Below are 26956 nucleotides of genomic sequence, written 5' to 3'. Positions count from 1 at the left end.
CGCGCTTGATTCTTTAAACATAACACCAAAAAGGGCTGACCCCGTCATGCTCATGACTTATGGGACAGCCCCTACGTATGATTAGGTCAACCATAGAATGCGGGTTGGCTTTTTTTATAGCCGTTTTTTGTCGCTCATATCTTTATGTTCCGAACTCCTACTATCGTTTCATTGGCTTCATTCGTTTCATTCAAGAACCTTCTATTTAACGGACACAGGAAGCTTACCGACAAAAGGAATACGCCCCATCAGCGCCCGAGCGGCGCTATCCATGGCAAGCGGTCTGCTCTCGTACGCAGCCACATAGACCTGCACCTCCGGGATCGCCAGCAGATCATAGGGACTACGGAGTGCCACAATAGCCAGCGGCTTGCCCAATTGCTGCAGCCAGCCGATTAACCTGCACTGCGGATCACCAGAGACACTGCCTGCATTATACGTCCCCACGACAATCTGGCGAATGTTATCCTCTTCCGCAGCTTGAAGCAGGCGGGCTGAACAAATGGCAACTTCCTCTGGGGTGACCGTTATATCCACAACATCCAGTCCGCAATGTGACAAAGCCGAGCCCAGGGTAACCACCTGAGTCAGCTGTTCGTCGGCAATCGTCGTCACCGATGTGGCAACCGTAATGACCAGCGTACGTTCCGGTTTCAAAGGCAGCATATTCAGCTGATCCATCACTAAAGTGATGCTGTTCTCGCTGATTCGTCGGGCCACCTTTTGGTGTAACGTATGGTTACGCTCTGGGAACTTGAATGGAGCTGGACCTTTTGACGCCTCAGGGGAGAATGGAGTCGATACCCCGCCTCGCACTTCATTATCATGTGCACCCATTCCATGATCCAGCAGACCCCGTTTTGCCTTATACATCAACAGACGGGTTACCGATTCATCGATACGACTCTCGCTGATTCGTCCGCTCTGGACGGCTGCTACCAACGCTTCAAAGGCTCCTGCCTGGAGGTTGGCTGTGTGACTGATCAACACCAGATCTGCACCGGCCTCCACCGCCATCACGGCTGCATCGACAGTCCCATAGTTGACAGCAATCGCGTCCATCTCCATACAATCCGTCACAATCATACCTTCATAACCCAGATCCTCACGAAGCAATCCGCTTAAGACAGCTCGCGATAGCGTAACAGGCAGACGCTCCGGTTCCAGAGCCGGAAAATAAATATGCGCTGACATCATCGCATCGACACCTGCCGCTATGGCAGCCCGAAACGGAATCAGTTCCATACGCTCTACCCGTTCCCGATCATGGGTGATGACCGGGAGATCCAGATGCGAATCAGTATCCGTATCCCCGTGGCCCGGGAAATGTTTGGCCGTCGCCGAAATGCATGCATCCTGTAATCCCGCTACGGTTCTTGCACCGTACGCTGCCACGGACTGCGGTGATTCCCCAAATGAGCGCACACCGATTACCGGATTGGCGGCGTTGTTGTTTACGTCCAGGACCGGAGCAAAGTTCATGTTAATTCCCAGAGACCTCAGCTCCATTCCGCTGATATAAGCTGCCTGGTATGCATCTTCGATGGAACCTGCTGCGGCAATCGCCATCTGTCCCGGCATCAAGGCAATCCCTTCGGTAATCCGCGCTACCATGCCACCCTCCTGATCAATGGATATCCAGAGCGGCACATTACCGCTATCGACAGCAATCCGTTGCAGCCCCGACGATAGCCGCTCTACCTGATCCGGTGACTCCACGTTGCGCGCAAAATAGATTACGCCGCCAACGGGATACTTTCGGAGAAAAGCATCCACATCCCCGGCAGCCTCGGTACCATGGAAGCCGCATAGCAGCATTTGCCCGATTTTCTCACGCAAGGTCATTTGCTTCAGCTTTAACTGGTATTGCTCTTTCTGCCCACTCATTCCATACCTCCTCCCGATAACAACATCATCCGTACATGACGTAATAATCTATGAACATTTCTCTTTATGGGTATAGCAAAAACGGCTTCCGCCGCTCCTTCCATTCCTCTGCCTTTACATTCCATGCTTTTATCAACCGAACTAATTCTTCCCGGTTATGAATGACATCTCTGACTTCCCTGCCTCCGGTCAGCAGATCAATAAAATAGCGGGAACCCGGCTGCGGTGGCTCCAACCAGCGAAATTGCTCCGGGTAGAGCGATGCCAGCTCATGCAAAAGCACCAGCCCTGTGTCTACCGCCCGGAATACGCTGCTGTCTGTCACGAAAATCCTCACACCTCCGCATAGCTCACTCGCATACTTGGAGAAGGTTGGCGACATGTACACCGGATGCACATGTACACCCTCCAGTTTGTGTTCCCGAAAGCGTTCCGCAAGTCGTTCACCGTCTACCCACGGTGCTCCAATCCATTCAAATGGGCGGGTCGTACCTCTGCCCTCCGAGACATTGGTACCTTCAAACAGACACGTACCCGCATACACCCGTACACTGTCCAGTGTAGGCATATTGGGAGAAGGCAGCATCCAGGGCAAATTACAGTCCGTAAACTCCATGGAGCGTTGCCATCCTTCCATCGCAATTACATCCAATTCGCAGGGGACGTCCAGCTCACTGTTCACCAACAGGGCCAGCTCACCGACCGTCAGTCCGGTGCGGACAGGAACACGCCAGGCACCAACGAGTGATTCATACCCCGCGCTCAACAAGCCGCCCTCCACCACATCCCCGCCCAGCGGATTGGGACGGTCCAGCACGAGCAGTCGTTTGCCCGTTTCAGCACAGGCCTGCATCATGTGGAACAAGGTCGATGCATAGGTGTAATAACGGACGCCGACATCCTGGATATCAAACAGCACGGTGTCCACTTCGGCCAGCATCGCAGGCGTAGGCTTCTTGTGTAACCCATAAAGACTGAATACCGGAATACCTAACTTTGGATGCAGCGTGTCCCCGAACCGTACGCCCGCCTGAAGCTCACCATTTAATCCATGCTCACAAGCATAAAGCGCAGTAAGCTTGGCATCTGCCAATCCAGCACAAACATCCACGGTAGAGACGAAATCAGCCGTAATACCCGTGGGATTTGTCATCAGGCCAATACATGCATCCGTTAACCATGGGTGAGAGAGCCCTCCCGACAGAAGATCAACTCCAGCTCTGACGCCCATTACACATTCCCCTGACTTATCCACCCGCCATGTTGGTGGTCATTGCCGCTGGATGGGACAGGTTCCTCTTCAGGTTCGAGCACATTAAGGGCGACCTTATACTGATAGATGGCAAACATGCCCGCGAACAACGCTCCGAAGCCAACAACCGTCAGCATCAACAGGGCCGTTAGACATAATGCCTGAAAACAGGCTCCCATCGTGTACCCCGGATGACGGAAGAATAGCTTCACACTTTCCCCCATCGCCTGAAAGATGCCCATGTTCTTTTGCAAGACAAGCTGCCAGGTATAGAACTGCGACATCAACGCCATGAGGACAAAGAATGTTTGGAACATGCTCACCGCTGTACCTGTAATCCCGCCCTGTCCGCCGTAATACCACCAGGTTGACCAGAGAATGAAGCCAAGCAAGGCGAAAAGCACACCTACTGCCCCTCCAGGGATAAATCCTTTCATCGTTCCGTTCCAAATATCCTTAAGCCCGTTGCGGCGTTCCCTTCGTTCCAGCCTGTGATGTACGGCATAACTGACACCAAACAGGATTGGCATATACATCACGGCCAGCAGTAACACCGCGATCGGTAGCGGAGCAAACATTAGAACGGGCACCAGCACGATGGAGCTGACAATACTGTACAGGGCGACCGGAATAATATCCCGATAGATTTCCGCCCCCGACTTGACCAACACTTCACTCAGCTTACGCATTTTTATTCTCCCTTCTATATAAGTTGGACTAAACATTTATACGATAACGGAGAAAACAGAACAAATCTGGAGAAGCGAAGCGTTCGCCTACAAGGGCTGTCTTAAAAGGGCTCCCCATTTCGGTTGGCTTGACAGCACCGCCGGTTAGTATGTTGTACCCAACTTGCAACGTGCTAACGAATCTACCGCACCTTAAACGACGGATTTTCGAGGCATGCTAATTTTAACGAACTTCAGTGCCGTTATTTCGGTACAAACAAGGCGTCAGAGCCTAAAAAACAACATCCTCGAGTAAATAACGTCTCTGTGATTCGTTACATTTCAAACCGGTGCAAATGGGAGCGAATAACGTGTGTAAGGTTCCTTAAAACAAAATCATAACGAGCAAAGAATAGTACACATTCACGCTCATTGCTTTTAGAACAGCCCCGCTTACTCCCGTCCAATCGCCAATTCCGTCTCCGGGTCAAAAAAGTGCGCCTTACGCAGGTCCAGTACAAAATTTTTGTCCATGCCTACATAAGCATGTGTTTCCGGGTGGACCTTAGCCGTAACAGTACGGGCACCCGAATGGAAATACACCAGATTCTCGGAACCCAGGTGCTCCACTACCTGGACCCGCGCCTTCAGCATATGATCTGTCGGGATATTCGGAGCGACGTCGTCACCAAAAATATGCTCTGGACGCAGGCCCATAATCACCTGCCTACCCTGATAACCCTGAAGACGAGCGAGTACATCCTCTGGCAAGGTGAAGGATGTTCCCTCCACGACGACCTGTGTACCTTCGATCCGGGCATCAATGAAGTTCATCGCCGGGGAACCGATAAATCCGGCAACAAACATATTGCGCGGACTCGCATACAGTTCTTTCGGTGAAGCTACCTGCTGAATATCTCCATGATTCATGACCACGATGCGCTCCCCGAGTGTCATGGCCTCCACCTGATCATGCGTGACGTATACAATCGTGGCACCGAGCCGTTTATGCAGTTCACCCAATTCCACCCGCATCTGCACCCGCAGCTTGGCATCCAGATTGGAGAGCGGCTCGTCAAACAGAAACACCTGCGGATCACGGACGATTGCCCGGCCCACCGCCACACGCTGGCGTTGACCACCGGACAGCTCGCGCGGTTTGCGCTCCAGCATTGCTTCCAGTCCCAGAATGGAGGCAGCGTTCCGTACCTTTTCATCGATATAGGACTTTGGCTTCTTGAGATTTTTCAGGCCAAAGGACAAATTTTCACGGATGGTCATATGCGGATAGAGTGCATAATCCTGAAATACCATTGCGATATCCCGATCCTTCGGATGCAGATCGTTCACAACCCGTTCCCCGATGACAATATCGCCACTCGTCTGTTTTTCCAGTCCCGCAATCATCCGCAGTGACGTCGTCTTGCCACAACCTGAAGGACCCACAAAAACCACGAATTCCTTATCTTCTATAACAAAGTCCGAGCCGGCCACAGCCGTGAACGTTCCTTTATGATCGTCTTTGAATTCTTTGCGCACTTGGCGAAACTCCACGCGTGCCATAGGTAGATCCCCCTTTACGTTGTCGCTTGTCCTGAACTATATAAGTTCAACTAATGATTATTTACACTGGCACTCCGATGACAGAACAACCTTCCGATCGCTGTTAGTGTAAATGTTTAGTTGAACATATATAGGAGTTAACCTTTTACCGCACCGATCGTAATGCCCTGTAGGAAATAACGTTGCAGCGAGAAAAACAGAATGATCATCGGCAGTGCACCAATCGTTGCCCCTGCCATCATGGCGCCGAAGTCCGTTGATTCGGCAAATACGAACGAAGCCAGCCCCACCTGAACGGTGCGCATCTCGTTGGAATTAGTGATCAGGAATGGCCAGAAAAATTCATTCCACGAAGCGACAAACGTGAATATCGCCAGCACCGCGATCCCCGGCTTCGCCATCGGCAGAATCACTTTCCAGAAGATGCCGAACTCGCTGCATGCATCAATACGTGCCGCATGAATCAGCGATGTGGGCAGTGTCGACATGAACTGTTTCATTAAGAAAATATTGCCCACACTGACAGCCGCAGGCAGAATAATGGCCGTATACGTATCCCCCATGTCAAACACGTTGACCATCAGAATGTACAAGGGAATCAGTGTCACCTGTGCCGGAATCATCATCGTCCCCAGTAAGGTCCAGAATACCGCCTGACTTCCCGGGAATTTCAGTTTGGCGAACGCATATCCCGCCAGGGAGGCGAAGAACACATTCGTCACGGTCAGAATGACCGAGATAAGCAGCGAGTTATATAACCAGCGCCAGGCATCGGTTTTGGCAAAAAAGCGCTCATATGGTGATAACGACAGCTGCTCCGGGATCATCTGCGGTTTGAAGGATGCCGACATCGCACTATCCTGCACCGAACCGACCAGCATCCAGTACATCGGAATGACCGTCACCAGTGCCCAGACCACCAGCAGAATGGATGCAACAACAAGCAGTGTCTTTTTCTGAGTTGATTTCATGGATTTCATTCACCCCCGGATGCTTAATACTCAATATCGCTGGAGAAATATTTGAACTGTATGACGGAGATGACAATGATGATAATCGCCAGTACGAACGACTGTGCAGAAGCCAATCCGAACTCATAAAACTTGAATGCCGTCTCGTAGATCAGGTAAGCAATCGTTGTGGTCGCAAAGTTCGGCCCACCCTGTGTCATCAGATATACCGAGATGAACACCTGGAAGGACGTAATCACACCTGTCACGAGCAGATATAGCGTCGTTGGTTTGAGGAGCGGCCATGTAATTTTGCTGAACTGGGTCCAGCCGCTGGCATGATCAATATCTGCCGCTTCGTACAACGACTTTGGAATACCGCCCATGGCTGCCAGGTACAGGATAATACCCGCTCCGTGCGATCCGAGCCAGTTCATCAGAATGAGTGAAAATAGTGCCGTTCCCGACTGGCCCAGCCAGATCACCGGATCAAGGCCGAACAGACCGAGGAAGCGGTTCAGCAGTCCCGAATCGGTTGGATCGAAGATCGCCAGCCATACGATGGAAATCGTTACCCCGGATGCTACCGCAGGCAGATACAATGTTGCTTTGAAGAACGTCTGCCACTTGCTTTTCATCTGGAAGATGAAGTAGGACAGCACAAATGTAATGAGGATGTTGACTGGTACGGTACCTACCGTAAAGATGAGTGTATTTTTAATCGACTTCCAGAACGTCTCATCTTTCACCAGTCGCTCGTAGTTATCCAATCCAACCCACGTCGAGTTCATAATGTTGTATTTCTGGAAGCTCATCACGAGAGCCGTCAGAACGGGATACAGTGTGAAAATGAGAAACAGCAGGACAGGCGCCAAAATGAACAAATACGCCCACCCGTAGTCTCGCCAAAACCGGGCAGCCCGGGAGGTCCGAGGCACAGACGGTTTTGGCGCAAGGGCGGTCTGCATGGCGAATCCTCCTCTCCTAATCAGTGTGGTTATACGTTATGTTTGATTGTCCAAGTTATTGTCCGAACATCTGCTGGCCTTTGTTCTTGAAGTCTTCTGCGATCTGCTCCGGTGTTTTCTCACCCGAGAACAGTGCCTGAATGTTAGGCTTCACCACTTGTTCCTTGAATTGTTTTTGCTGTGATGCTTTGTCGATATCCAGTTCCAGTACAACCGGCATAGCAATATCCTCTGCCATGACTTTCGCAGCAGCCAGATTATCCGCTTGACCAAGTTCTTTTCCTTTAAACAGATCCACCTGGGATTGTCTTACGAATGGAAGAGCCAATTCATTAGCCGAGTTCCCTGCTTTGGCACCACTGAGCGCCTCCATCACCAGGAACGTATTTTTGGCATGCTGCTCGCCTTTGTCCTTCTTTTGTTTGAAGGCTACATATCCTTCGCCGCCCATCGTTGTCGCCGCAGGTTGATCGTCATTATGCGGTACAGGCAGCAGAACAAAATCAATTTTCTCTCCTTGTACCTTGCCGTCATCAATATCCTTGTTGCGGTTCTGAATCATCACATCATAATAAGGAATCGCTTTGGAGATGATCGCCGTTTCACCGGCGTAGAACATATCCGTCCGTTTGGCTGGAGCAAGTGCAGCCGTTTCCTTCGGCATATACCCTTGATCCATCAGATTTTTGATAAAAGTGAGCGTATCCAGAATACGGCCATCATTCCATTGGAACGTGCCGGCTTTGTCGAGAACGTCAATCATGCCGTTGTTTCGGGACAGCATTTCAATGAAATCAAGCGAGGTTCCGTCGGTAACCAGTGCATATTGTTTAGCCCCGCCATCCAGCGTTTTGGTCAGCTTGGCTGCGGCAGCGTTGAATTCGGACCAGGTCCAGCCATTTTGCTGAATCGATTTCCAGTCCATGCCCGCTTCCTCGAGAATGCGTTTGTTGCCGCCCCATGCCCATTGGAATTGATACAACGGCAGTCCGTACTGTTTCCCTTGGATCTGACCTAATTCAAGCGTACCTGGCAGATAGTCATCCTTGATCTCAGGTGTCAGGTAGCTGTCCAGCTCAAGTGCCAATCCTGTATTCACATATGTGCCGTCTACACTATGAAAGTAAAGATCCGGCGGGTTGCCCGCGTTCAAAGCGACATCGAATTTTTTGGGCCCTTCCGCCCAGGAGAGCATTTCCGTCTTCACGGTAATATTTGGGTGTTCTTTATTGAAATCAACGATCAGATCCTTCAGTTCATCTTCATATGTCCCATGTACTGGATACGTCCATACGGTCACCGTATCTTCTGCATTGGGATCATCTGAAGCAGCACCCCCGCTATTCCCGCAGGCAGTAACCATGACCATCATCAACAACATTGCCCATACCAGACCCTTCTTTTTCATCCCGTCATCTCCTTCGCGTGTCGTCTCCCGATAATTGCATTGCCTAACCATGCTACCCCTTTTGAAATCATCCATCCTTAAACGGCTTAACAGACTATTGAGCGTGGCAGTAAGGAAAATGCACCTCCCTTATGGATTAGACCTGAACGTACGCAGGATTAATCTCTTAAATGCAATATAGCGTCAACTTAGTTGACATTAACAGTATTAATTCCTTCCAAAATTGTAGATTGAGTTCATTATATGAGCTATGAAATAAAAATTCAACATTATTTTTAATTATAAAATTTAATTTTACTTTTTCATTTTATGCCTCTATACTATGTAAAAAGAAAACTCAAGCAATCGAGGTGAGCCACTTTGCGAGTATATGTAGGCGTGGATGGAGGCGGTACCAATACTGATGCAGCAATCATTTCTGAATCTGGCGAAATTCTCGCCCGGCTCAGCGGCGGTCCCACGAATCCTCACAGCGTACCACTGGAACAGGCCCTTTCCGAACTGCAACGAGTGCTGGAACAGCTATTTAATCTAAAAAGTGATTTATCGACAAATTGTGAAGGTATATGCCTCGGCATGTCAGGTGTAGATACAGTTCAAGAACGGCAACTTATATCCGACGCAGTAAATAACTATATGAAGAGTCGTAATCGACAGGGATCAGAAAGCTGTCCTGTCTGGGTTGTATCCGAAGGAGAGATTGCCCTGATGGCCTCTCTCGGACATACTCACGGTGTATTGTGCATCTCTGGAACAGGGTCCATCGTGTACGGATTTACGCTGGAAGGAGAACGGTACCGGGCAGGAGGCTGGGGTCATCTGCTCGGAGATGAGGGGAGCGGATATCGTATTGGACAACGTGTGCTTCAAGCAGTCATGCAGAGCTATGACGGCATTCTCCCTCCAACCCGGTTAACTCCGCTTCTTATACAGAAGCTGAACCTTAGGGATATATCCGGGCTAAAGGCGCGGGTGTACCAGGCTGATTGGGGCAAAAGCGAGACAGCATCCATCGCCCGTCTTGCTATAGAAGCTGCTGATTCGGGGGATGAGGTTGCTCGGGCACTGATCATCGATGAAGCTCTACAATTGGCGGATACCGCCAAAGCGTTGATTGCCCGTCATCCTGAATTTGCATCTACTCAGGTTGTCCTGTCCGGGTCGCTGTTTCGATACGCTGAGCTTTTCCGAAATACATTTATCCAGAAGTTATCGGGATATTATGGAGAGTTGGAATTTGTATATCGTGAAGATGCCCCTGCTCCATCGGTAGGTGCAGCACTGCTGGCAAGAAGACGCCGTTCCCTGAATGTATCATTTTAAAAGAGAGAAGGAGGCCATACAGATGAATCACATGCTGAACTCATTATTAACGGAACAACCCAATCCACTAACGGATCACATAGATGAATTGCCAACGGCAGAAATTATGGAACTGATCAATAAGGAAGATCAACGGATTGCAGAGCTCATTCAGCCCCTGATCCCGGTCATTGCCCAAGCGGCGGACCGCATATTGAAGGCATTCCAGTCCGGCGGCAGGCTGTTCTATGTAGGTGCAGGTACCAGTGGACGTTTGGGGATACTTGACGCTTCAGAATGTCCGCCAACTTATGGAACCCCTCCCTCTATGGTGCAGGGCATTATTGCAGGAGGATTCCGGGCAGTGAAAGACCCGGTGGAAGGTGCTGAAGATAGCGAAGAATTAGGAGCTGCGGACCTGGATGAACATGGATTGGACGAAAACGATGTCGTGGTTGGCATTGCCGCCAGTGGGCGAACGCCGTATGTGCTGGGTGCGATGAGACACGCCAAAAAGATCGGAGCTACTGTGATCAGTCTGAGTAACAACGCAGGTACACCGATGACCCTACTGGCAGATGTAAGCATCGAGGCTGTTGTTGGCCCGGAGGTTGTCATGGGTTCTACACGTATGAAGGCAGGCAGCGCCCAGAAAATGATTCTGAACATGCTGACCACGACCGCCATGATTCGTCTGGGCAAGGTTTACCGTAATTTCATGGTCGATCTGAATCCTTCCAATGAGAAGCTTGTCCATCGGGCCAAACGCATGATCCATCTGGCAACCGGAGCGAATGAAGCGGACATTGAACAGGCTTTTGCCGGCGCAGACGGTCATGTAAAAACGGCAATCGTCATGCTGATGGCAGGCGTGGACGCGGTGGAAGCCCAGCGCAGGCTGGATCTGGTTGACGGATTTGTCCGCAGCGCCATTGCAGGGCCTTCCTGAGCCATGCAGAGGTATTTCTAGAGGTTGAAAGAGAAGAGCCCGACATTAGTCTGGGTTCTTTTTATAATTTTTTTATTCTAAAAGCGGATATAATTCTCGTCAAAAAATCCCCTCCTGTATGTATAAACAGAAAGGGGATTCATATGGTTCTACTTCACTTATGCTCCAGAATAGCCTGCCGGCTCTTCTCCAAATATTCCACCGACTGGTTGTAGTCGCGGCTGGCAATCGCCAGATACAAAATGTCGATCACGTTCAACTGCGCAATCCGTGATGAAGTTGCTCCGCTCCGGATATCGCTTTCGGTGGAAGTAATCATCAGGGGCACATCCGCCAGACTGCTGAGCGTATTGCTCCCCCACTTGGTAATGCTAATCGTTGCAGCGCCGCCTTCACGAGCATGCTTCAGACAGGAGATCACGTTCGAAGTCTCCCCTGAATACGAGATACATACCACCGCATCATCTTCGCGAAGCGTCGTTGCGGACGAAATTTGCATATGCGGATCGGCGAACGAAAAGCTTGTGCGATTGATTCGCATGAACTTATAGTGTGCATCCAGCGCAATCAGGTTGGAGGCCCCCACCCCGTAGAAAAAGATTCGTTTCGCCCGATGAAGCACGTCCACTGCCTGTTCCACCAGACGCGGGTCCAAAATATGGACGGTATCCTTCACCGACTGAATATTGTTTGCGGACACATGCTGAATAATGCTCTCCATGGAGTCCTGGGGACGAATCTCCGTATATTGGTATTGCTCACCTGTCTGCAGATCTCCGGCAATCTTCAGCTTCAGCTCCTGAAAACCCGTTACACCCAGCGATTTGCAGAGACGGATAATGGCAGCCGGGCTGCCACCGCTCCGTTCAGACAGCTGTGCCACCGAGGACTGAACCGTCTCTTGTGGATGATCCAGAATGTAAGCTCCAATCTTTCGTTCCGACGGAGTCAAGTCATCCATTAATGCGCGTAAACGTACAAGTCCACCTTTCATGCCTTCCATCCGCTCCTCCTTTCCGTACTGCCTTCATGTACAAGCATTTTATCCTATAATTTCAATAGAGTCTAATTGATTAAACTCCCTTGGATATCCAACTCATTCAAAAGCCTTGCTGAACTACAGTGTCAGGTTGCCCGATATTACGGCGTGTTTGGCACCAGTTACTGCCGGGAGCGTGTTGGTTCTGCCCATGAGTGCCTCATGGCCAAGGAGGGCAAACCCAATCGCTTCGCGGGCATCATCCGGTATGCCATAATCCGCTGTTCGTTCCAAACGGATGCCTTCCGGGAGTCGCTGACGGATCATCTCCATCAGCGTGGCATTGGAAGTGCCGCCACCGCAGGCGAGCATGGCCGAAATTTGCACCTTCGGCAATACAAAATCCTCCACTGCCCGCACAATCGTCTCCGCAGTCAAACAGGTGGCGGTAGCCAGCGTATCTTCCAGGGATAAGGAACGCGCAGAGGCCATTTCCATCAAGCGCACTGCATATGCCGCACCATATACTTCACGTCCAGTGCTCTTGGGAGGGAGCCTTTTGAAATAATCGTCGTCCAAACAGAGATCCACCAGACCCTGATCAAACGCCCCTTGTGCGGCCATGCTTCCATTCGGATCATAATGCTGCCGCCCACCTGTCGCCTGGCGTACAATCGCGTCCATCACCATATTGCCAGGTCCCGTATCAAAAGCCGAAATACCCTCATTAGAAGACGCTGATGGAAGCACTGTCACGTTGCCAATGCCGCCGATGTTTTGCACCAGTCGCCCTTCCGTTGGGCTACGAAACATTAACGCATCGGCATAAGGGGTAAGGGGCGCTCCCTCCCCGCCAGCTGCCATATCCCGTGCCCGCAGATTGCCGATCACCGGCAGGCCCGTTCGTTCACGTACAACGGCGCATTCACCAATCTGCAGCGTGGACACCACGGGAAGGATCTCGCCTGTTGGCCCCGGAAAAGCCGAAGCAACGGGTGCGTGCCATACGGTCTGTCCATGCATACTGATTGCATCCACCTGCCCGGATGTAATTCCTGACGACCGAATAAGCTCTCTGACACTGTGTGCATACCACTCCGATACGCCAAAATGTGCAGCCGTCAGCTCATCCACACGTGCCGTCTCCGGTGAACATAATCGAATCAGCACTTCTCTTAATTCATTGGAGTACGGTACGCAGACGAAGTCAACCAGATCGATATTTTCTAGTGCCCCGCTTTCATCTGTCAAAATACGCACCAATGCCGCATCCGTTCCATCGAGGGACGTGCCTGACATCAGTCCAATGATGTAATGCTCCCGTTTCAAGCGATATTGCTCCCACATCGGATAGCTGCCTGTATCCATCCATTCACAACCTCCCGCCAGACCCGATGAACACGTCACCCTGCCATAATTTCACCCAGTATATGATATTAAATTTCACAAGTCAAATATTTTATGAAATTTAATTACACAACTCCGAACATAGCTACCCTTTGTCTCAGCTGGAATACTCACAGGATGCTTTCTATGAATAAAAACAGATAAGTAACGATCAAAAAAGAAACATTTTTACAATTTTACCGTTTATATAATGGAGGTATATTTTGGAATTGATATGTTGGGTGTTATAAACTGTCACAAGTGGAAGGAGATATAAGGATGAACCATGCTGCTATTTGGTTTTCGACAGTGCTATTACTGGGGGGGTTGACGACTACATCGTCATCCATTGTTGGTGCTAAACCAGCTGCACCAGAACTAATTTCACAACGTTCCGTTAATGAGACTTCTGTAAATCCTTCCATCTATTCAAGCATCAAACCGTTTAAAAGGAACAACAGTACCAACAAAATCATCTGGAAAGGAGGAAATATGACTTTAACCGCTACTACAGTGAAGTTGGAAGGTAAGCCCACATTTGAACAAAACGTAATTCAATCCATTGTCGTCACCAAGGGGAGCCAGAAACATACGATTGAAACGAGTAATTTCGAGGACAGTTGGCTCGATATCACAAGTGTTGTTGCCTCCAACTCCAATACATGGCTTGCTATACACGCAAAACGTAGCGCAGGAAACACGCTGATGCTGCTTAACCTTCAAACGGGTGACGTGATGGAATTAAATGAACGATTGAAAAAAGCAGGTAAGAAAAACATAGAAACCATTGCCACCTATAACTGGGCACCCAACGAAGATCAGATCGCCTTTTCATACGGAGATCCCTCCAAGAGCTCACTAGCCATCTACAATGTTCAGAAAGAGAGCTTCAAATACCTACCAAGGGCAACCAATTATATTAGTACCAACCTGATGTTGTGGCAAAAAAACGGAAAAATACTAGATTACATCAGTGAGTACCCATCCGACCAAATGATACTTTATAGATATAACATAGAGAGTAACAAGGTGAAGCCTGTTAAGAAAATCAGTCGTAATGAGTTTACCGAATGGTTCAAGCTGGATAAGTATCCCATACAGTAACGATCTAAATAGTAGAGGTGCATAATGAAAAAAACGATTTTACTTCTGTTTTTGAGTCTGTTCTTTCTGGTTGTACTCCCTAATGAGGGAAGTGCCGCTGTGAGCACGTCAAAAATTGTTTTGGACGGTGAGGAATTAATCCTCCCAAGTGACGTTCAGGTGGCCATCGTGAATAAGAACGTCATGATTCCGATTCGTGTCGTTGCCGAGAATTTGAAATTCAAAGTCGATTGGAATCAACAAGCACGCAATGTAAAAATCCAGCAAGATGACCAGACGATATCTTTAACCGTAGATCAAAAACAAGCCATGGTTGCTGACAAGCAAGTTACCCTGAACACAGCCCCACTTATTTTGAATAAAACTCTGGTGGTGCCCATTCGATTTGTCAGTGAACAAATGGGGCTTACAGTGAAATGGGACAACAAGGAGAAAGTCGTATACTTAACGAACACCAATAAGGAGCCTAATAGCGAACCTGGCAACAGTTCAGGGAACGGCAACCCAACTTCGTTAGCCCAGGTTACCGATATCCAATTTGCCAACAATCAGCTCGTCGTGTCTATGGATGGTGAATCCAAACCCGTGATGACGACTTTGAAGAATCCCGATCGTCTGGTCGTGGATCTGCCCGGAGCCGTGTTTGGTGATCTATCGCAACCTTTGAATCAAAACATGAATGGCAAATTGGATGTGGACGCATACCCCAATGTAACGGAAGTTAGATATTCTCTTTTTAAACAAGACCCTGGTCAAGTCCGAATTGTCGTTGAATTGAATCAGGTGAAGGATGTACAGTACAGCCAGAACATCATTGCCGATAAACTAATTATCGATCTAAATGTTTCGGGAGATAACGTCACACCCGTTCCTGTAACTCCTGTAGGCGACTCAGGACGCAAGGTTGTTGTCATCGACCCCGGCCATGGGGGTAAAGATCCAGGTTCAACCAGCATCACCAACAAACCCGAGAAAGAATATAATCTGGCATTGGCTCTCAAAGTACAAGCACTGCTTCTCAATGAGCCGGATATCGAATTAGTCATGACTCGTGACGGTGATACTTATCCCACTCGCCCTGAGCGTGTTCGGCTCGCCAATCAATTAAACGCGGATGTATTTGTATCTATCCATGGCAATAATGTGGAGTCATCACCCCACGCGACAGGTACAGAGACGTTCTACTATCAACGGAGCAGCAGCAAGGAATTAGCCAATATCATTCATCAGCGTTTGGTTAAAGCCCTGGGTCTCAAAGACCGTGGTGTGAAAAATGGCAACTTGGAAGTGATCAGAGATACGACCATGCCTGCTGTACTTTTGGAAGTGGGATTCCTGAGTAATGTTGTGGATGAAGAACTGATGTCGTCCGATGTTGTTCAGATGAAAGCCGCCCAAGCGATAGCCGATGGGATTAAAGAATATCTGGGTATAAATTAAAGGATAAAACATAATGTAAATTTGCTGGAGGATGTGATCCATTGAAAACGAAATTGGGATGTGCACTCGTCTTATCCTTCTTCATGATTGTTGGCATGGGTTGTGCTCAGAAGCCAGTCAGTGAATCCGGATCGGCCGATCCGGCTGTACAGGGGGGACCTTCACCAAATCAATCAGAAACAAAGGTGGATCTGGGCACAATGAGCATACAAACGGTTGATGTGTATTTCGCCGATTCACAGGTGCTGGAACTTGAGAAAAAAGAGCAGGAAATTGAATACAAGGACGATTCCGAGAAATATAAAAAAACATTTGAAGCTTTACAAAACAATACCGATTCAGGGCTCGTATCTCTCTGGGATAAGGTTGAATTGCTCTCCATACAGTACGGCGAGGGCAAAGTCACTTTGGATGTTCATATTCCGGATGAGGCCAAATTGGGAACCAGTGGCGAATTGCTTGCACTGGATGCACTGACCCAGACGATGTTTCAATATGATGAAGTAGAAAGTATCGATATACTGGTGGACGGTGAAGCCCTGGATAGCTTGATGGGTCATTCAGAGCTGGAGCATCCTATTCAACGCAAGCCCTAATCTAATTCTAAAAGACATCGGATGATTCTCTCCTTGAGTCATCTCCCATGCAGGATGAGAAGCCTAGCTTTTCATCCTGCATTTCTTATAAAAATCCACATTCAAAAAGACGCCCCCACGGGCGCCCTGCATAATCCAATCCTTATAAAACTCCAACCTACAGATAGAGTTCATCTCCAGGAGATAGCGAATGCAGCATTCCTTTCCCCGAGAAACGTGGTTCTCTGAGTAACCCCGCTCTCAAACGATCCGTCTCTTCCTTGTCCGCATGCACAAGCACCGTATGCCTCGCAGGAACCTGATGCAGCATTTTCTCGACATCCTTCCAGCCCTGATGCACCTTATAACGAATTTTCCGCACCTCGCACGCTCCTTGTTTTGCAGGATTCTGCAACAACCTGTGAGCATAGGTGCCAGCAGAAACATGCCCAGTGAGCAGCACCAGATTATTTTCATACTCCGCAAACTGGCTATAGTACCAGCGAGCAAGAGAGGACTGCATCATCCCGTCCGGAATGAACCACAATGTGGCCCCATGCTGATTCAGTAGCCGCTCCCGCTCTTCCTTTGTCACTGGCGTCTCCCATCCATGCCCCTTCAAAAAACAACCAATCGCTTCCTTCACGGCACCTGGAATGTGTTCTTCCTCTTCCTTTAGCCAATATGGAGCACGTAGAAGCTGTTTCAACCCATCCACCAGCCCTTGTTCCACTATAATTGGAACGTCCGGGAACTGCTGCTGTGCCCACAGCATGATTTCCTGACCACGGCCCACTGAGGGCATAGGCATTAGCACCTTTCCACCCCGAGCAATCGTCTCATGAATGGCCTGTTCCAGCTGCTCCAGTTTGTTGGCCTGCGTATCGCGGTCTGTACCATATGCGGCATCCATAATCACCAAATCCAGCAGACCGATTGAAGATGCTTTGTTTACTTCTACTCCCTTGGATACGGCATAGGCATCCTCTTGCTCCACAGTTCTACCTAATGATACATGGGATCGTAACACCCCTTCGGATGCAGCAAAGGGAAGAGTATGCGACGTGGATGGCTCTCCTGCCAAGACATGCCCACCATTCACGACGGTTCGTATATCCGTTTTCCAACGTTGACTAACTGGAGCATCGAATCCATGCCTGTTACGTGGTACCCTTGCCTGCCACAATACATCCGCTGGACTATCCTCCTGCAAAAGCATGGATTCGGAGGTGTAATCACCGGAATAGAATATCCGCCTATCCTCCATTTCCAGTCCGAACCATACCGATCCTGCAAGGTGGCCACTACGCCCCCACACCACCGAGACGCCAGGGACCATTTCAAACCAGGTTCCACCTTCGGCTTCATCCTCCAGAAATCGGTAGCGAATCAGTTGTTCATCGCCTTCTTCATATGGGAGGGTGTGTCCTGCCCTCTCCATATTTCTTCGCCAAGCTCTGAAGTAGGTGTCTAATTGCTCTCTGGTTTCCCGCGTTGTCCATACTTCACCCTCATACCCCATCCTATAGAGCAACGGAATAGCGACAGAATGATCCTCATGGGCGTGAGACAACAAAACTACATCCAGCTCTTTAACGATTTCCGGTTCAATCAACGGGTACTCGCCGGCTCCTTCTTTTTTCACGCCACAATCCAGCAAAAGTTGAACCCGGCTCCCTCTCAGCAGATAGGCAGAGCGCCCGTGCTCCCCGGCGCCGCCCCATACCTTTAGTTTGATCATGATGCATTCCACTTTCTCTTCGAATTCAGAACCTCGATGCCGAGCAGCATCAGTACCGTCATACCGACAGTAACCACGGCCATCGCCATCCCCAATGAGACCTGACCTTGTTCAAATTGAGCAAAAATATACGTAGCCGAGGTCTGCATCGATGGAGGCAAAATCAACAGTGATCCTACCAGCTCCCGGGTGGCAATCGTAAATGTCATCATCCACCCGGCCAACATACCGGGGATAATCAGAGGCAGAAGAATGCGTCGCAGAATATACAACGGTCTTCCGCCAAAGACCTGACCTGCCTGGAACAACGTTCCGTCTATCTGGGTGAAGCTTGATTTGACATACTGCACTGTGTACGGCAAGAAGAGCACCACATACGTCAGAACAACCATTCCGTACGAGTTGTAAAGCGTGAACGGCATCCATGGTGAATTCCAGAACAGGATGAGACCCACCACCATGACAATGCCCGGTACCGTATTCGGCAGCAGACTGAACAGGTCAATGACACGCTTTATCAAGGAAGACGATTTGCCAATCGTCAGGGCCAAACCTGTACCGATAATAACCGCAACCGTTGAAGCTGCTAGTGACAGCCCCAGACTGTTCCCGATGGCTTTCATACTGACTGATCCCCATGACAGCAACTCCCGGTAATGATCCAGCGTCAGATTGTCGAAGGACAATCCGGCCCCGCGCAGTTTCATCGTCGACGCAGCAATAATGGAGAAATACGGAATGCCCACCGACAGAATCAGCAGCAACGCGAGATACAACCCGCACAGCCAACCCGCTCCGCCGCGTAGGGAGTATCGTTTGGAACGCTGGCCTTTGCCCCCGACCAGACGGTACGTGAACTTTCGACTCATGGCCGACTGCATGTACCACATCACCAGGCAGACCGACAGCAGCACGGAAGCGAGCGAGGTCGCCTTGCCAAAATCAATCGGCCAACTGGAGATATACTTGTGGATCTCGGAGGTCATGACATAATAACCAATCTTGCGTCCGAAGGTTGCTGGCGTTCCGAATTCGGCAATCGTTTTGACGAAAACAAGCATGATCCCCATGCCGTAAGAAGACAACAGCAGTGGTAAAATAATGCGTCTAAACCGGTATCCCGCACGTGCCCCGTGCACAGCTCCCGCTTCTTCCAGATTGCCTCCAATGCGAATGATCGCATCACGAAGCAACAGGTACAGGAAGGGGAACAGATGCAAGCTCATAATGAGCACCATGCCCCAGAAGCTGAAGAATAACTCACTCCAACTTGCAGCGGAGGGCACCCATTGCTGAAGGTATCCCCCTTTTTGCATAAACAGAATCCAGCCCATGGAGCCGATATACGGCGGGGTCATGAACGGAATCATCAGGATCACGTCCACCCAGCGATGCTGTCCCATGCGGGTCTTTGCCATCATCCAGGCCAGTGGCAACGCCAGCAGCGTGGTTACAGCTACCACACAGATGCCAAGCCAGACCGAATTGAGCAGCACCCCGGATAAGTGATGGCCGGTAATCGTCCGAATGGGAGCCATCCAATCCCATTGCCCATTCGGATACACACTTTGCCAGAAAATCAGCAAAAGCGGTACACCAATGCTTATCGTCAGCAGAAAGAGGGCCAGAATCACGCCCACTCTCCGAAAAATACGGTTGTTGTCTACTACAACAGGTTTCACTATGCTTTCACCTCACATGACTTCCACAAGACACTCTCTATGTTGCTTACTTTCCATTACTCTCAAGATCCAGCCGTTATATCTAATTCAAAGATGCTCAGGAAAATAAATAATCTTATTTAAAAGTCTCGGAGAAACGTGCCGCTGTCTCATCTCCGTGTTCACTCATCCAGTTCCAATCCACTTTGAGCTGCGGGATATCTTTCAGATTCGCCCGGTTGGTCGCCTCGATGTCTTCACGTCCCGGAATCAAGTAAGCATCTGCAACGAGCTTTTGTGCCTCATCGGACAACAGGTAGTCGATAAATGCCTTGGCATTCTCTACATTCGAACTCGATTTCAGAATCGCGGCCGGTCTTGGACTGATTACAGTCCCTTCCTCCGGATATACGATGTCCAGCGGTTCACCTTTAGCCTTGGAGGAATACGCCATATAGTCCACACCTGCTGCTACGATGCTCTTCGCTCCGGTAATGACCGGGTCAAGCGCTTCCTGATTCGCTCCTGCCATTGCTACACCGTTCGCCTTGTAACTGTCCAGCAAGTCCCAGCCTTTATCTCCATTCACACTCAGGTATCCCGTAATGAAATCCAGCGCCGAACCAGACAGCGTAGGGTCCGGGATATTGACTACGTCCTTCCAGGCCGGTGTTGCAAGTTCAGCCCAACTGGTTGGTGGCGTGGACACCAGCTTGGTATTGTAGACAATGCCAAGTGCCGAAGCACTGGAGCTAAAATAATTGCCTTCAGCATCCGACCACTCCTTGTTCAACTTGTCTGCATTCTCCGCGTCAGGATACGGGAGTGTCAGTCCATCCGCTTTCAGCGCTTGGGCTGAAGGCAGGGAGGCCAGGATAACGACGTCCGCTACCGGATTGGATTTTTCCGCTTCCATGCGAGCCAGTATTTTGCCTGTCGTGCCCTGGAACATCTCCACTTCAATGCCTGTCTTGGCTGTGAATCCGTTGATAATGTTATCCGCGAGCTTCTGAGGCCCTGCACTGTACAACACCAGCTTGCCACCGGCTGGTTTCGTCGTTTCCGCCGATGCAGCTGCCTTACTGCCTTCCCCCGCAGCTTGACCCGCATTCCCGGTGGTTGAATTACCCGTACTGCATCCAAACAAACTGATACTCATTACCGCTGATAATAACAGCATTGCGCTTTTTTTTCGTGTTTTCATACCCAACATCTCATTCCATCTCCCTTGGTTTCTGATTATATTCGTATTCAAGTTTCTGCAAACTCACGCTGTCCTTATTGGTTAGTTAGCTGCTGCTATGAATTCTCGCCGCTTCACATCCGGGCTTTCTTGCCCGTTCATGCGACAGATCCGCTCAGGGGACACATAGAGCTGGACGTTTTCCCCGACACGCACTCTTCGATCCAGATAGGCTGTCCACACACCCAGCCCCTCCATCTGTACCCGAATTTCATAACGCTCTCCTACATAACTGACGCTGAGCACTACCGCCTGATAACACAGATCATCATGACCTGTTTTGCTCCAGGAGACATGTTCCGGTCTCACCATGGACTGATTAGGCGTAAGCCAGTTGGACTTTCCGATAAACGAAGCAACAAAGGGATCGCTTGGCGATGCGTAGATCGTTTCCGGGGTTCCTTTTTGCAATATCCGTCCCTTCTCCATCACCACAATCTCATCTGACATCGACATCGCCTCAACCTGATCATGGGTGACGTACAGGGCTGTCAGTCCCATATCCCGCACCAATGACATCATCTCAATTCGCATCTCTTCCCGCAGCACGGCATCCAGCGCACTTAGCGGCTCATCGAACAGGATAATACCCGGTCTCACCGCTACCGCTCTGGCAAAAGCAACCCGTTGCTGCTGTCCTCCTGACAGCTGATGAGGATACCGATCCTCCATGCCTTGCAGGCGAACCATGCCAAGTGCTTCGGTCACCTTCTGGCGCAGATCCAATTTCTGCTTTCCGGCCTTCAGGCCGAACGCCACATTTTCGTACACCGTCATATGCGGCCATAGTGCAAAATCCTGAAACACCATACCCAGATTACGCTTATGGGTCGGTACATCTATCCGCTTCGTTGCCGAGTAGAAACTCTTGCCATCCGCGACGATTTCTCCCGCATCCGGCTGCTCCAGCCCCGCCAGCATGCGCAGCAGTGTCGTTTTGCCGCAGCCCGATGGGCCGAGCAGTGTCGTAAACTGTCCATGCTGAAGCGTTAGATCCGTGGGCAGCAGCGCGGGAGTGCGATTGAATGATTTTTGAATTCCCCTAATTTCCATTTTCATAAGCATCCCTGCCTGTCTTCTTGTACTGTTCTCAGTCTAACGTCCGCTGTCGTGAGTTGTATGTTAGGAATGTAAAATTGGAATTAACTTTTTAGATGAATTCTGTTGATGTTCATAGATTAAATCTATATAAGGTGATTCAAGTTACCGGAGAGGAGTGTTGAGTTCGTTGAATCTGATTAAACTGCAAATTGTTGAACTCATGGATAAGCATCATCATATGACCAGTGTGGCCGAGCTTCTCGGGATCAAGCAGCCTACCGTTACCTTTCATATGAAGTCCCTGGAGGAGGAGATGGGAGTGCGATTATTCGAATCGCGTAGTGGAAAGACATTTCTCACCGAGGCTGGACAAGCCCTCTTACATTATTCCGTCAAAATTAATGCCCTGACCCAGGAGGCACGCCGAGTAGTAAAGGAATATGACAGCCTATATCGGGGCACCCTGCACATTGGAGCGAGCTATGTACCTGCAACGTATCTGTTGCCACCTATTTTGAATACATTTTCTCAAGAATTCCCCGGTATTCGAATGATGTTATCGGTCAAGCCTTCACCCATTATCCGCGAAATGTTGATCCGCCATCAGATTGATCTGGGTGTAATCTCTTCCGAACCGTTTGTAGGGCCAGTACTGCAAGCAGAAACGTTGTGTAAGGATGATCTGGTATTAATCTGCTCTCCACAGCATGCCTTGGCTCAAAGGGATGCATTGAAACCCGAGCATATGGCACAGGTTCCTTTTGCGCTGCATGGGAATGAATCCAGTACTCGCCGTTTAACCAACCAATGGCTGGAGCAACATGATATTCGTCTGCGTAGCACCGTTGAGATGGACTCTCTGGAGGCGATTAAGCAGTTGGTTCTACTCGGCGGTCATATCTCGTTCATGTCACGAATGGCAGTAAAGTGGGAAGAGCAGCATGGGCTGATCAAGGTCCTCCCCATTCCGGGGGAGCAAGCTCCGCGGCATATTTACACCGTCCACAATAAAGATCGTCATCCTTCAGTTCAAGTCGATCGCTTCAAAGAAGTACTGCAGGACTTGAGTCACAGCTTCTCTCTTTTCAGCTCATAATCCCTGCTGTCCCATATAAACTATCGCTTGGCATTCATCAAATCTATGCAGGATTAACGCAACGGGCCCTTCCATTTAATCGCTTTCACATACTCAGGGGATAAAGTGAGTCTGTACATTAATCCAGCCTAGGGAGTGATTGGTTTTGAAAAAATGGAAAAAGGTAACTGCCTCATTCATGCTGAGCATCGTGACATTGGGAAGTGGACTGACGTTTCTGGAAGCACCACAGGCTTCAGCAGCAGCCAATGCCGTTCCAGCTTATGAAGTGAAGTTCCTGGCTAAGCCGGAACTGGTATTGAACACAGATGGGACACCACGCAGTGAAGTCATTCAGACACTCGGCCTGAGTTCCACAGCAAGAAACATTAGTGCAGAGTATTTTGATACCAATTCCCTGAATCTGAATCAAGCGGGATGGGATGTTCGTTTTCGGAAGAAGGATGACAAGAACAATTATGAATTGACTTATAAAAAGCGTTATCCTGTCATCAATGGCGATGTTAATGCAGCGCTGACTCTGGCTAACCAAGAGGGATTTGATGCGTCAGATGATAACTATGAAGCTGAGATTGACTGGGGATATGGCAAACAAACGTTGAGCTTCTCCAACACCAAAAAGGTGGATACCAAAGCCACAGGCGTTCAACTTCCATCACAGCAGGAAGCTTTGAGCATGTTATTGGACAAGCTGCCTGGCAAATTAAAAAATTGGTCCTCCTCCAACTGGGGTAAACAACAACTCACCCAAGCCCGCGCCTACGGCCCAATAACGTTCCAACGCTATGAAGGCACATGGAATGGGCAAGAGCTTACGCTTGAAGTATGGCCAATCCGTAACGCAGCAGGTACAGGTATTGAGAACATGGTAGAGATCTCCTTCAAAACCGATGATGCTGTAGCCGTATCCGGACTTCGTGCCCAGTTGCTGCAAGTCCTCCAGAACAAAAACTGGCTTATACCTGCCGATGGCCTGAAAACACAAACGATTCTGGAAAGATACTGATCGCTCCAGAATGAATAATCTATCTATCCCCGGCCTCTTTTCCTGCATTAATTGTAGGAGAGGGGCCTGTCTGCCCCATAACTCAAAGTCTCAGCTCTTTTTCATTCAAAACAAAAGGAGATCAACAGGAACATTCTGTTGATCTCCTTTTTATTTACTATTCCTTACAGTTAGTATATTTTAAAGTTCTGGGCGGTTTCGATCCCAAGTGCACTCTGGATAAACGTATTGGCGACCCGTTCCACAGGCACCGGATTAAATCCGATAAACACACCTTTATATTTTTCCGCCGATTCAACAAACAGGTTAGGACTAACGGAATTCAGACGTATCCCTCGGGGCAGCTCATACGCTGCTGCTTTGGCAAATGAATCGATTGCACCATTAACCATAGCACTGGACGCGCCTTTCAGAATGGGATGGTCCTGTATAATGCCACTGACCAGCGTAAAACTCCCCTTGTCGTTAATATAGTGCTGTCCAATCAACACGATATTCACCTGACCGAGTAATTTGCCCTGTACACTAATCATGTTGTTCTCAGGTGTCAGTTCTTCCAATTTCGCATAATGGGTCTGGCCTGCAGCAACAATGACGTAATCAATATTAGTTACCGTTTCAAAGAGAGATGTAATACTCTCTGTCGAGGTCATATCCACCTGATAATCTCCGGATTGCCTGCCGGCTGTAACTACCTCAACAGAATATTCTTTAAGCTTCGCAACAACGGCCTTGCCTAATGTCCCATTTCCTCCAATAACCAGAGCCCTTTTCATCATACGCCTCCTTTTATCAGTGAAAGCATGAAATTCTTGATTAGTTGATCTCTTCATTTAAACAAAGATCACTCACATAATCAAACGGCTGACTATAGAAATAGCCAATTGCTTTTGCATGGAGCTTGTTCTTTGAAAACTAGATAACGAATCGAATCTTGTGAATGAGGACATTCCTTTTAGCTGGACTTGTGAAAACAAGCTTCAATAAAACGGTAGATTGCATGAGCAAGTGATCGAAATGGAACGACTTTTGGCTTTGCGCAAGCAAAATAAGGGAAGTGACAGCTCGAATGCGAGCGAATTCAATCTCTCACTACGAGTTCACGCAGGGCTAAGGCTATTTCACAATTAATCCTAATAACCCAACGAAAGAAGCGGCCTGTGCATCGGAGATCATACATCCATCCAGATCTTCAATATCCACATGTAAGCTGTCAAAGGTACAATCACTGAGGTCCATTCCCTTAAGCTTTACACCCGATAAAAAGGCCTGGTCCATGTTGCATTCAGAGAACCCCAATTTCTGTGGTGTTGCTTGAAAAAAATCGCTGCTCACCAAAGAACATTCCGTGTACTTCACCTGTTTAAACTTGGAGAACCGGAATAAAGAAAGGTCCGCTACACAGCCTTGAAAGCTTACATTTTGAAGCCTGCTATTAGCGAAATTGGTACCAAGCATTTTACAGTTTCTAAATTCTGTCCGATGAAGGAAAGAACCATTAAAGTTCATATTGGACAAATCACATTTATCAAAGATCACATCGGTAAGCTCCACTTCCGGTAGAGAGGACTCGCTGAATATCACATTCTCAAAAATCACTTTATCAAATGAAACCCTGCTGGCGCTCTGATGTTCAATCAAGATATTACTGAATCGACTTTGCTTAATTTCTTCCTTGCTCTCCCACGCTTCTAAGGCTAACGATAAGTCTTCCAGCTCCAAGGGAATCTTTGGCGTTTCTATTTTATTTTTCATAAGCCCTCCCACTATTTTCATATTTACAATTACTATATCAAAAAGAGCCCTTGCAGTAAGCAAGAGCTCTTTTTGATGTTACCATGAAGCGGGTGATGGGAATCGAACCCACGCTATTAGCTTGGAAGGCTAAAGTTCTACCATTGAACTACACCCGCATATAAAGATCGGGATGACACGATTTGAACATGCGACCCCCTGGTCCCAAACCAGGTGCTCTACCAAGCTGAGCTACATCCCGATACTTATGAAAATAATGGCGCGCCCTGAGAGATTCGAACTCCCGGCCTTTTGATTCGTAGTCAAACGCTCTATCCAGCTGAGCTAAGGGCGCAAATATTGGAGCGGACGACGGGAATCGAACCCGCGACCCTCGCCTTGGCAAGGCGATGCTCTACCGCTGAGCCACGTCCGCAAAAATAGTTGGTGCGGTCGAGAGGACTCGAACCTCCACGGGGGTTAGCCCACACGGACCTGAACCGTGCGCGTCTGCCAATTCCGCCACGACCGCAAAATATAATGGTGAGTCATGAAGGGCTCGAACCTTCGACACCCTGATTAAAAGTCAGGTGCTCTACCAACTGAGCTAATGACTCAAAATAAAATGGCTGGGGATATAGGATTTGAACCTATGCATGACGGAGTCAAAGTCCGTTGCCTTACCGCTTGGCTAATCCCCATTAAGAAAACATGGGGCGATCGAGGGGAATTGAACCCCCGAATGCCGGATCCACAAACCGGTGCGTTAACCACTTCGCCACGATCGCCATAAGCTATCCCTTACATTCGCTGAGAGTATCTCAGTATTCCCTTCTGTACCTGTAATATACATTGTAGTATAGGTTCAGAGGCAAATGCAATAAATGGTGCCGGCGAGAGGACTTGAACCCCCAACCTACTGATTACAAGTCAGTTGCTCTACCAGTTGAGCCACACCGGCACGGTGTAAATGTGAAACTTGATTAAAAATGGCGGAACCGAC

22 protein-coding genes and 9 tRNA genes are annotated in these 26956 nt (G+C 49.1%); 7 read left to right on the top strand and 24 right to left on the bottom strand.

The window, feature by feature from the left end:
• Window positions 1-201 precede the first annotated feature (201 nt).
• The 7 genes from nagZ to JNUCC31_RS16425 all read right to left on the bottom strand — a co-directional run bounded on the left by nagZ (window position 202) and on the right by JNUCC31_RS16425 (window position 8747).
• Window positions 202-1887 (bottom strand): beta-N-acetylhexosaminidase, encoded by a 1686-nt coding sequence (nagZ, locus tag JNUCC31_RS16455; protein ID WP_192262514.1) that lies wholly within the window; start codon window positions 1885-1887, stop codon window positions 202-204.
• A gap of 64 nt (window positions 1888-1951) precedes the next feature.
• Window positions 1952-3118, bottom strand: a complete 1167-nt coding sequence (locus JNUCC31_RS16450; protein WP_192262513.1) for a DUF1343 domain-containing protein — start codon at window positions 3116-3118, stop codon at window positions 1952-1954.
• Window positions 3118-3828, bottom strand: coding sequence for a hypothetical protein (locus JNUCC31_RS16445; RefSeq protein WP_192262511.1), 711 nt, complete (start codon window positions 3826-3828; stop codon window positions 3118-3120). The genes JNUCC31_RS16450 and JNUCC31_RS16445 overlap by 1 nt, the downstream gene beginning before the upstream one ends.
• Window positions 3829-4260: 432 nt before the next feature.
• Window positions 4261-5370 carry an ABC transporter ATP-binding protein gene (locus JNUCC31_RS16440; protein ID WP_192262509.1) on the bottom strand — a complete coding sequence of 370 codons (1110 nt, stop codon included), beginning with the start codon at window positions 5368-5370 and terminating at the stop codon, window positions 4261-4263.
• Window positions 5371-5507: 137 nt separating this feature from the next.
• Window positions 5508-6341: a carbohydrate ABC transporter permease gene (locus tag JNUCC31_RS16435; RefSeq protein WP_192262496.1), complete on the bottom strand. Its 834-nt coding sequence runs from the start codon at window positions 6339-6341 to the stop codon at window positions 5508-5510.
• A gap of 23 nt (window positions 6342-6364) precedes the next feature.
• A complete protein-coding gene (locus JNUCC31_RS16430) occupies window positions 6365-7288 on the bottom strand; it encodes a carbohydrate ABC transporter permease (protein ID WP_192262486.1) in 924 nt (307 codons plus the stop codon).
• A 55-nt stretch (window positions 7289-7343) separates the two neighbouring features.
• On the bottom strand, window positions 7344-8747 hold the full coding sequence (locus tag JNUCC31_RS16425) for an ABC transporter substrate-binding protein (protein ID WP_228469037.1): 1404 nt from the start codon (window positions 8745-8747) through the stop codon (window positions 7344-7346).
• A gap of 309 nt (window positions 8748-9056) precedes the next feature.
• Between JNUCC31_RS16425 and JNUCC31_RS16420 the strand changes: the two genes are divergently transcribed.
• Window positions 9057-10019: an N-acetylglucosamine kinase gene (locus JNUCC31_RS16420; RefSeq protein WP_192262480.1), complete on the top strand. Its 963-nt coding sequence runs from the start codon at window positions 9057-9059 to the stop codon at window positions 10017-10019.
• 22 nt (window positions 10020-10041) lie between these two features.
• Window positions 10042-10947, top strand: a complete 906-nt coding sequence (gene murQ / locus JNUCC31_RS16415) for an N-acetylmuramic acid 6-phosphate etherase (protein ID WP_192262478.1) — start codon at window positions 10042-10044, stop codon at window positions 10945-10947.
• A 154-nt stretch (window positions 10948-11101) separates the two neighbouring features.
• Here murQ and JNUCC31_RS16410 read toward each other — a convergent pair whose 3' ends face one another.
• Together JNUCC31_RS16410 and JNUCC31_RS16405 are read right to left on the bottom strand one after the other, a co-directional pair.
• Entirely contained in the window at window positions 11102-11941 is an 840-nt protein-coding gene (locus tag JNUCC31_RS16410) for a MurR/RpiR family transcriptional regulator (RefSeq protein ID WP_079348896.1), read from the bottom strand.
• Window positions 11942-12064: 123 nt separating this feature from the next.
• A complete protein-coding gene (locus JNUCC31_RS16405; RefSeq protein ID WP_192262476.1) occupies window positions 12065-13294 on the bottom strand; it encodes an anhydro-N-acetylmuramic acid kinase in 1230 nt (409 codons plus the stop codon).
• A gap of 297 nt (window positions 13295-13591) precedes the next feature.
• Here JNUCC31_RS16405 and JNUCC31_RS16400 point away from each other — a divergent pair, with 297 nt between their 5' ends.
• The 3 genes from JNUCC31_RS16400 to JNUCC31_RS16390 are packed head-to-tail and all read left to right on the top strand — an operon-like array spanning window position 13592 to window position 16452.
• Window positions 13592-14416, top strand: coding sequence for a hypothetical protein (locus tag JNUCC31_RS16400; protein WP_192262474.1), 825 nt, complete (start codon window positions 13592-13594; stop codon window positions 14414-14416).
• 24 nt (window positions 14417-14440) lie between these two features.
• Window positions 14441-15856 carry an N-acetylmuramoyl-L-alanine amidase family protein gene (locus JNUCC31_RS16395; RefSeq protein WP_192262473.1) on the top strand — a complete coding sequence of 472 codons (1416 nt, stop codon included), beginning with the start codon at window positions 14441-14443 and terminating at the stop codon, window positions 15854-15856.
• A gap of 41 nt (window positions 15857-15897) precedes the next feature.
• Window positions 15898-16452, top strand: a complete 555-nt coding sequence (locus JNUCC31_RS16390; RefSeq protein WP_192262470.1) for a GerMN domain-containing protein — start codon at window positions 15898-15900, stop codon at window positions 16450-16452.
• A 157-nt stretch (window positions 16453-16609) separates the two neighbouring features.
• Here the strand turns inward: JNUCC31_RS16390 and JNUCC31_RS16385 are convergent, their stop codons facing one another.
• The 4 genes from JNUCC31_RS16385 to JNUCC31_RS16370 all read right to left on the bottom strand — a co-directional run bounded on the left by JNUCC31_RS16385 (window position 16610) and on the right by JNUCC31_RS16370 (window position 22135).
• Window positions 16610-18172, bottom strand: a complete 1563-nt coding sequence (locus JNUCC31_RS16385) for an MBL fold metallo-hydrolase (protein ID WP_192262467.1) — start codon at window positions 18170-18172, stop codon at window positions 16610-16612.
• On the bottom strand, window positions 18169-19854 hold the full coding sequence (locus JNUCC31_RS16380) for an ABC transporter permease (protein WP_192272605.1): 1686 nt from the start codon (window positions 19852-19854) through the stop codon (window positions 18169-18171). The genes JNUCC31_RS16385 and JNUCC31_RS16380 overlap by 4 nt, the downstream gene beginning before the upstream one ends.
• Window positions 19855-19969: 115 nt before the next feature.
• Complete coding sequence (locus JNUCC31_RS16375; RefSeq protein WP_192272603.1) at window positions 19970-21046, bottom strand: ABC transporter substrate-binding protein; 1077 nt, start codon at window positions 21044-21046, stop codon at window positions 19970-19972.
• A gap of 72 nt (window positions 21047-21118) precedes the next feature.
• Window positions 21119-22135, bottom strand: a complete 1017-nt coding sequence (locus JNUCC31_RS16370; RefSeq protein ID WP_192272601.1) for an ABC transporter ATP-binding protein — start codon at window positions 22133-22135, stop codon at window positions 21119-21121.
• A 169-nt stretch (window positions 22136-22304) separates the two neighbouring features.
• On the opposite strand from JNUCC31_RS16370, the gene JNUCC31_RS16365 reads away from it, so the two are divergent.
• Window positions 22305-23213, top strand: coding sequence for a LysR family transcriptional regulator (locus JNUCC31_RS16365; protein ID WP_192272599.1), 909 nt, complete (start codon window positions 22305-22307; stop codon window positions 23211-23213).
• A 145-nt stretch (window positions 23214-23358) separates the two neighbouring features.
• The gene (locus JNUCC31_RS16360; protein ID WP_192272597.1) at window positions 23359-24219 is read left to right on the top strand and encodes a CYTH domain-containing protein; all 861 of its coding nucleotides are present in this window, start codon (window positions 23359-23361) and stop codon (window positions 24217-24219) included.
• Between the two features lie 170 nt (window positions 24220-24389).
• On the opposite strand, the gene JNUCC31_RS16355 is transcribed toward JNUCC31_RS16360, so the two are convergent.
• The 11 genes from JNUCC31_RS16355 to JNUCC31_RS16305 form a co-directional block, all read right to left on the bottom strand.
• Window positions 24390-24998: a short chain dehydrogenase gene (locus JNUCC31_RS16355; RefSeq protein WP_228469681.1), complete on the bottom strand. Its 609-nt coding sequence runs from the start codon at window positions 24996-24998 to the stop codon at window positions 24390-24392.
• Between the two features lie 337 nt (window positions 24999-25335).
• Window positions 25336-25974: a pentapeptide repeat-containing protein gene (locus JNUCC31_RS16350; protein WP_192272595.1), complete on the bottom strand. Its 639-nt coding sequence runs from the start codon at window positions 25972-25974 to the stop codon at window positions 25336-25338.
• Window positions 25975-26061: 87 nt separating this feature from the next.
• A tRNA-Gly gene (locus tag JNUCC31_RS16345) sits at window positions 26062-26132 on the bottom strand.
• 9 nt (window positions 26133-26141) lie between these two features.
• Window positions 26142-26215, bottom strand: a tRNA-Pro gene (locus JNUCC31_RS16340).
• Between the two features lie 16 nt (window positions 26216-26231).
• A tRNA-Arg gene (locus JNUCC31_RS16335) sits at window positions 26232-26308 on the bottom strand.
• Between the two features lie 6 nt (window positions 26309-26314).
• Window positions 26315-26389 (bottom strand) — tRNA-Gly (locus tag JNUCC31_RS16330).
• 9 nt (window positions 26390-26398) lie between these two features.
• A tRNA-Leu gene (locus tag JNUCC31_RS16325) sits at window positions 26399-26485 on the bottom strand.
• A 9-nt stretch (window positions 26486-26494) separates the two neighbouring features.
• Window positions 26495-26570, bottom strand: a tRNA-Lys gene (locus tag JNUCC31_RS16320).
• Between the two features lie 9 nt (window positions 26571-26579).
• A tRNA-Gln gene (locus tag JNUCC31_RS16315) sits at window positions 26580-26654 on the bottom strand.
• Between the two features lie 11 nt (window positions 26655-26665).
• Window positions 26666-26741 (bottom strand) — tRNA-His (locus tag JNUCC31_RS16310).
• Between the two features lie 97 nt (window positions 26742-26838).
• A tRNA-Thr gene (locus JNUCC31_RS16305) sits at window positions 26839-26914 on the bottom strand.
• Window positions 26915-26956 lie beyond the last annotated feature (42 nt).

The organism is Paenibacillus sp. JNUCC-31 (assembly GCF_014844075.1).
Taxonomy (GTDB): domain Bacteria; phylum Bacillota; class Bacilli; order Paenibacillales; family Paenibacillaceae; genus Paenibacillus.
Note: the sequence above shows the minus strand (reverse complement) of the source record. Positions and strands in the feature narration are given on the sequence as shown.

Excerpts from the sequence above, each read along its gene's own strand:
- murQ (WP_192262478.1), top strand. The coding sequence starts at position 10,042 with ATGAATCACATGCTGAACTCATTATTAACGGAACAACCCAATCCACTA.
- JNUCC31_RS16445 (WP_192262511.1), bottom strand. The coding sequence starts at position 3,828 with ATGCGTAAGCTGAGTGAAGTGTTGGTCAAGTCGGGGGCGGAAATCTAT.
- JNUCC31_RS16350 (WP_192272595.1), bottom strand. The coding sequence starts at position 25,974 with ATGAAAAATAAAATAGAAACGCCAAAGATTCCCTTGGAGCTGGAAGAC.
- JNUCC31_RS16450 (WP_192262513.1), bottom strand. The coding sequence starts at position 3,118 with ATGGGCGTCAGAGCTGGAGTTGATCTTCTGTCGGGAGGGCTCTCTCAC.
- JNUCC31_RS16410 (WP_079348896.1), bottom strand. The coding sequence starts at position 11,941 with ATGAAAGGTGGACTTGTACGTTTACGCGCATTAATGGATGACTTGACT.
- JNUCC31_RS16375 (WP_192272603.1), bottom strand. The coding sequence starts at position 21,046 with ATGTTGGGTATGAAAACACGAAAAAAAAGCGCAATGCTGTTATTATCA.
- JNUCC31_RS16355 (WP_228469681.1), bottom strand. The coding sequence starts at position 24,998 with ATGATGAAAAGGGCTCTGGTTATTGGAGGAAATGGGACATTAGGCAAG.
- JNUCC31_RS16425 (WP_228469037.1), bottom strand. The coding sequence starts at position 8,747 with ATGGTTAGGCAATGCAATTATCGGGAGACGACACGCGAAGGAGATGAC.
- JNUCC31_RS16440 (WP_192262509.1), bottom strand. The coding sequence starts at position 5,370 with ATGGCACGCGTGGAGTTTCGCCAAGTGCGCAAAGAATTCAAAGACGAT.
- JNUCC31_RS16385 (WP_192262467.1), bottom strand. The coding sequence starts at position 18,172 with ATGATCAAACTAAAGGTATGGGGCGGCGCCGGGGAGCACGGGCGCTCT.
- JNUCC31_RS16395 (WP_192262473.1), top strand. The coding sequence starts at position 14,441 with ATGAAAAAAACGATTTTACTTCTGTTTTTGAGTCTGTTCTTTCTGGTT.
- JNUCC31_RS16430 (WP_192262486.1), bottom strand. The coding sequence starts at position 7,288 with ATGCAGACCGCCCTTGCGCCAAAACCGTCTGTGCCTCGGACCTCCCGG.
- JNUCC31_RS16405 (WP_192262476.1), bottom strand. The coding sequence starts at position 13,294 with ATGGATACAGGCAGCTATCCGATGTGGGAGCAATATCGCTTGAAACGG.
- JNUCC31_RS16370 (WP_192272601.1), bottom strand. The coding sequence starts at position 22,135 with ATGAAAATGGAAATTAGGGGAATTCAAAAATCATTCAATCGCACTCCC.
- JNUCC31_RS16400 (WP_192262474.1), top strand. The coding sequence starts at position 13,592 with ATGAACCATGCTGCTATTTGGTTTTCGACAGTGCTATTACTGGGGGGG.
- JNUCC31_RS16435 (WP_192262496.1), bottom strand. The coding sequence starts at position 6,341 with ATGAAATCAACTCAGAAAAAGACACTGCTTGTTGTTGCATCCATTCTG.
- nagZ (WP_192262514.1), bottom strand. The coding sequence starts at position 1,887 with ATGAGTGGGCAGAAAGAGCAATACCAGTTAAAGCTGAAGCAAATGACC.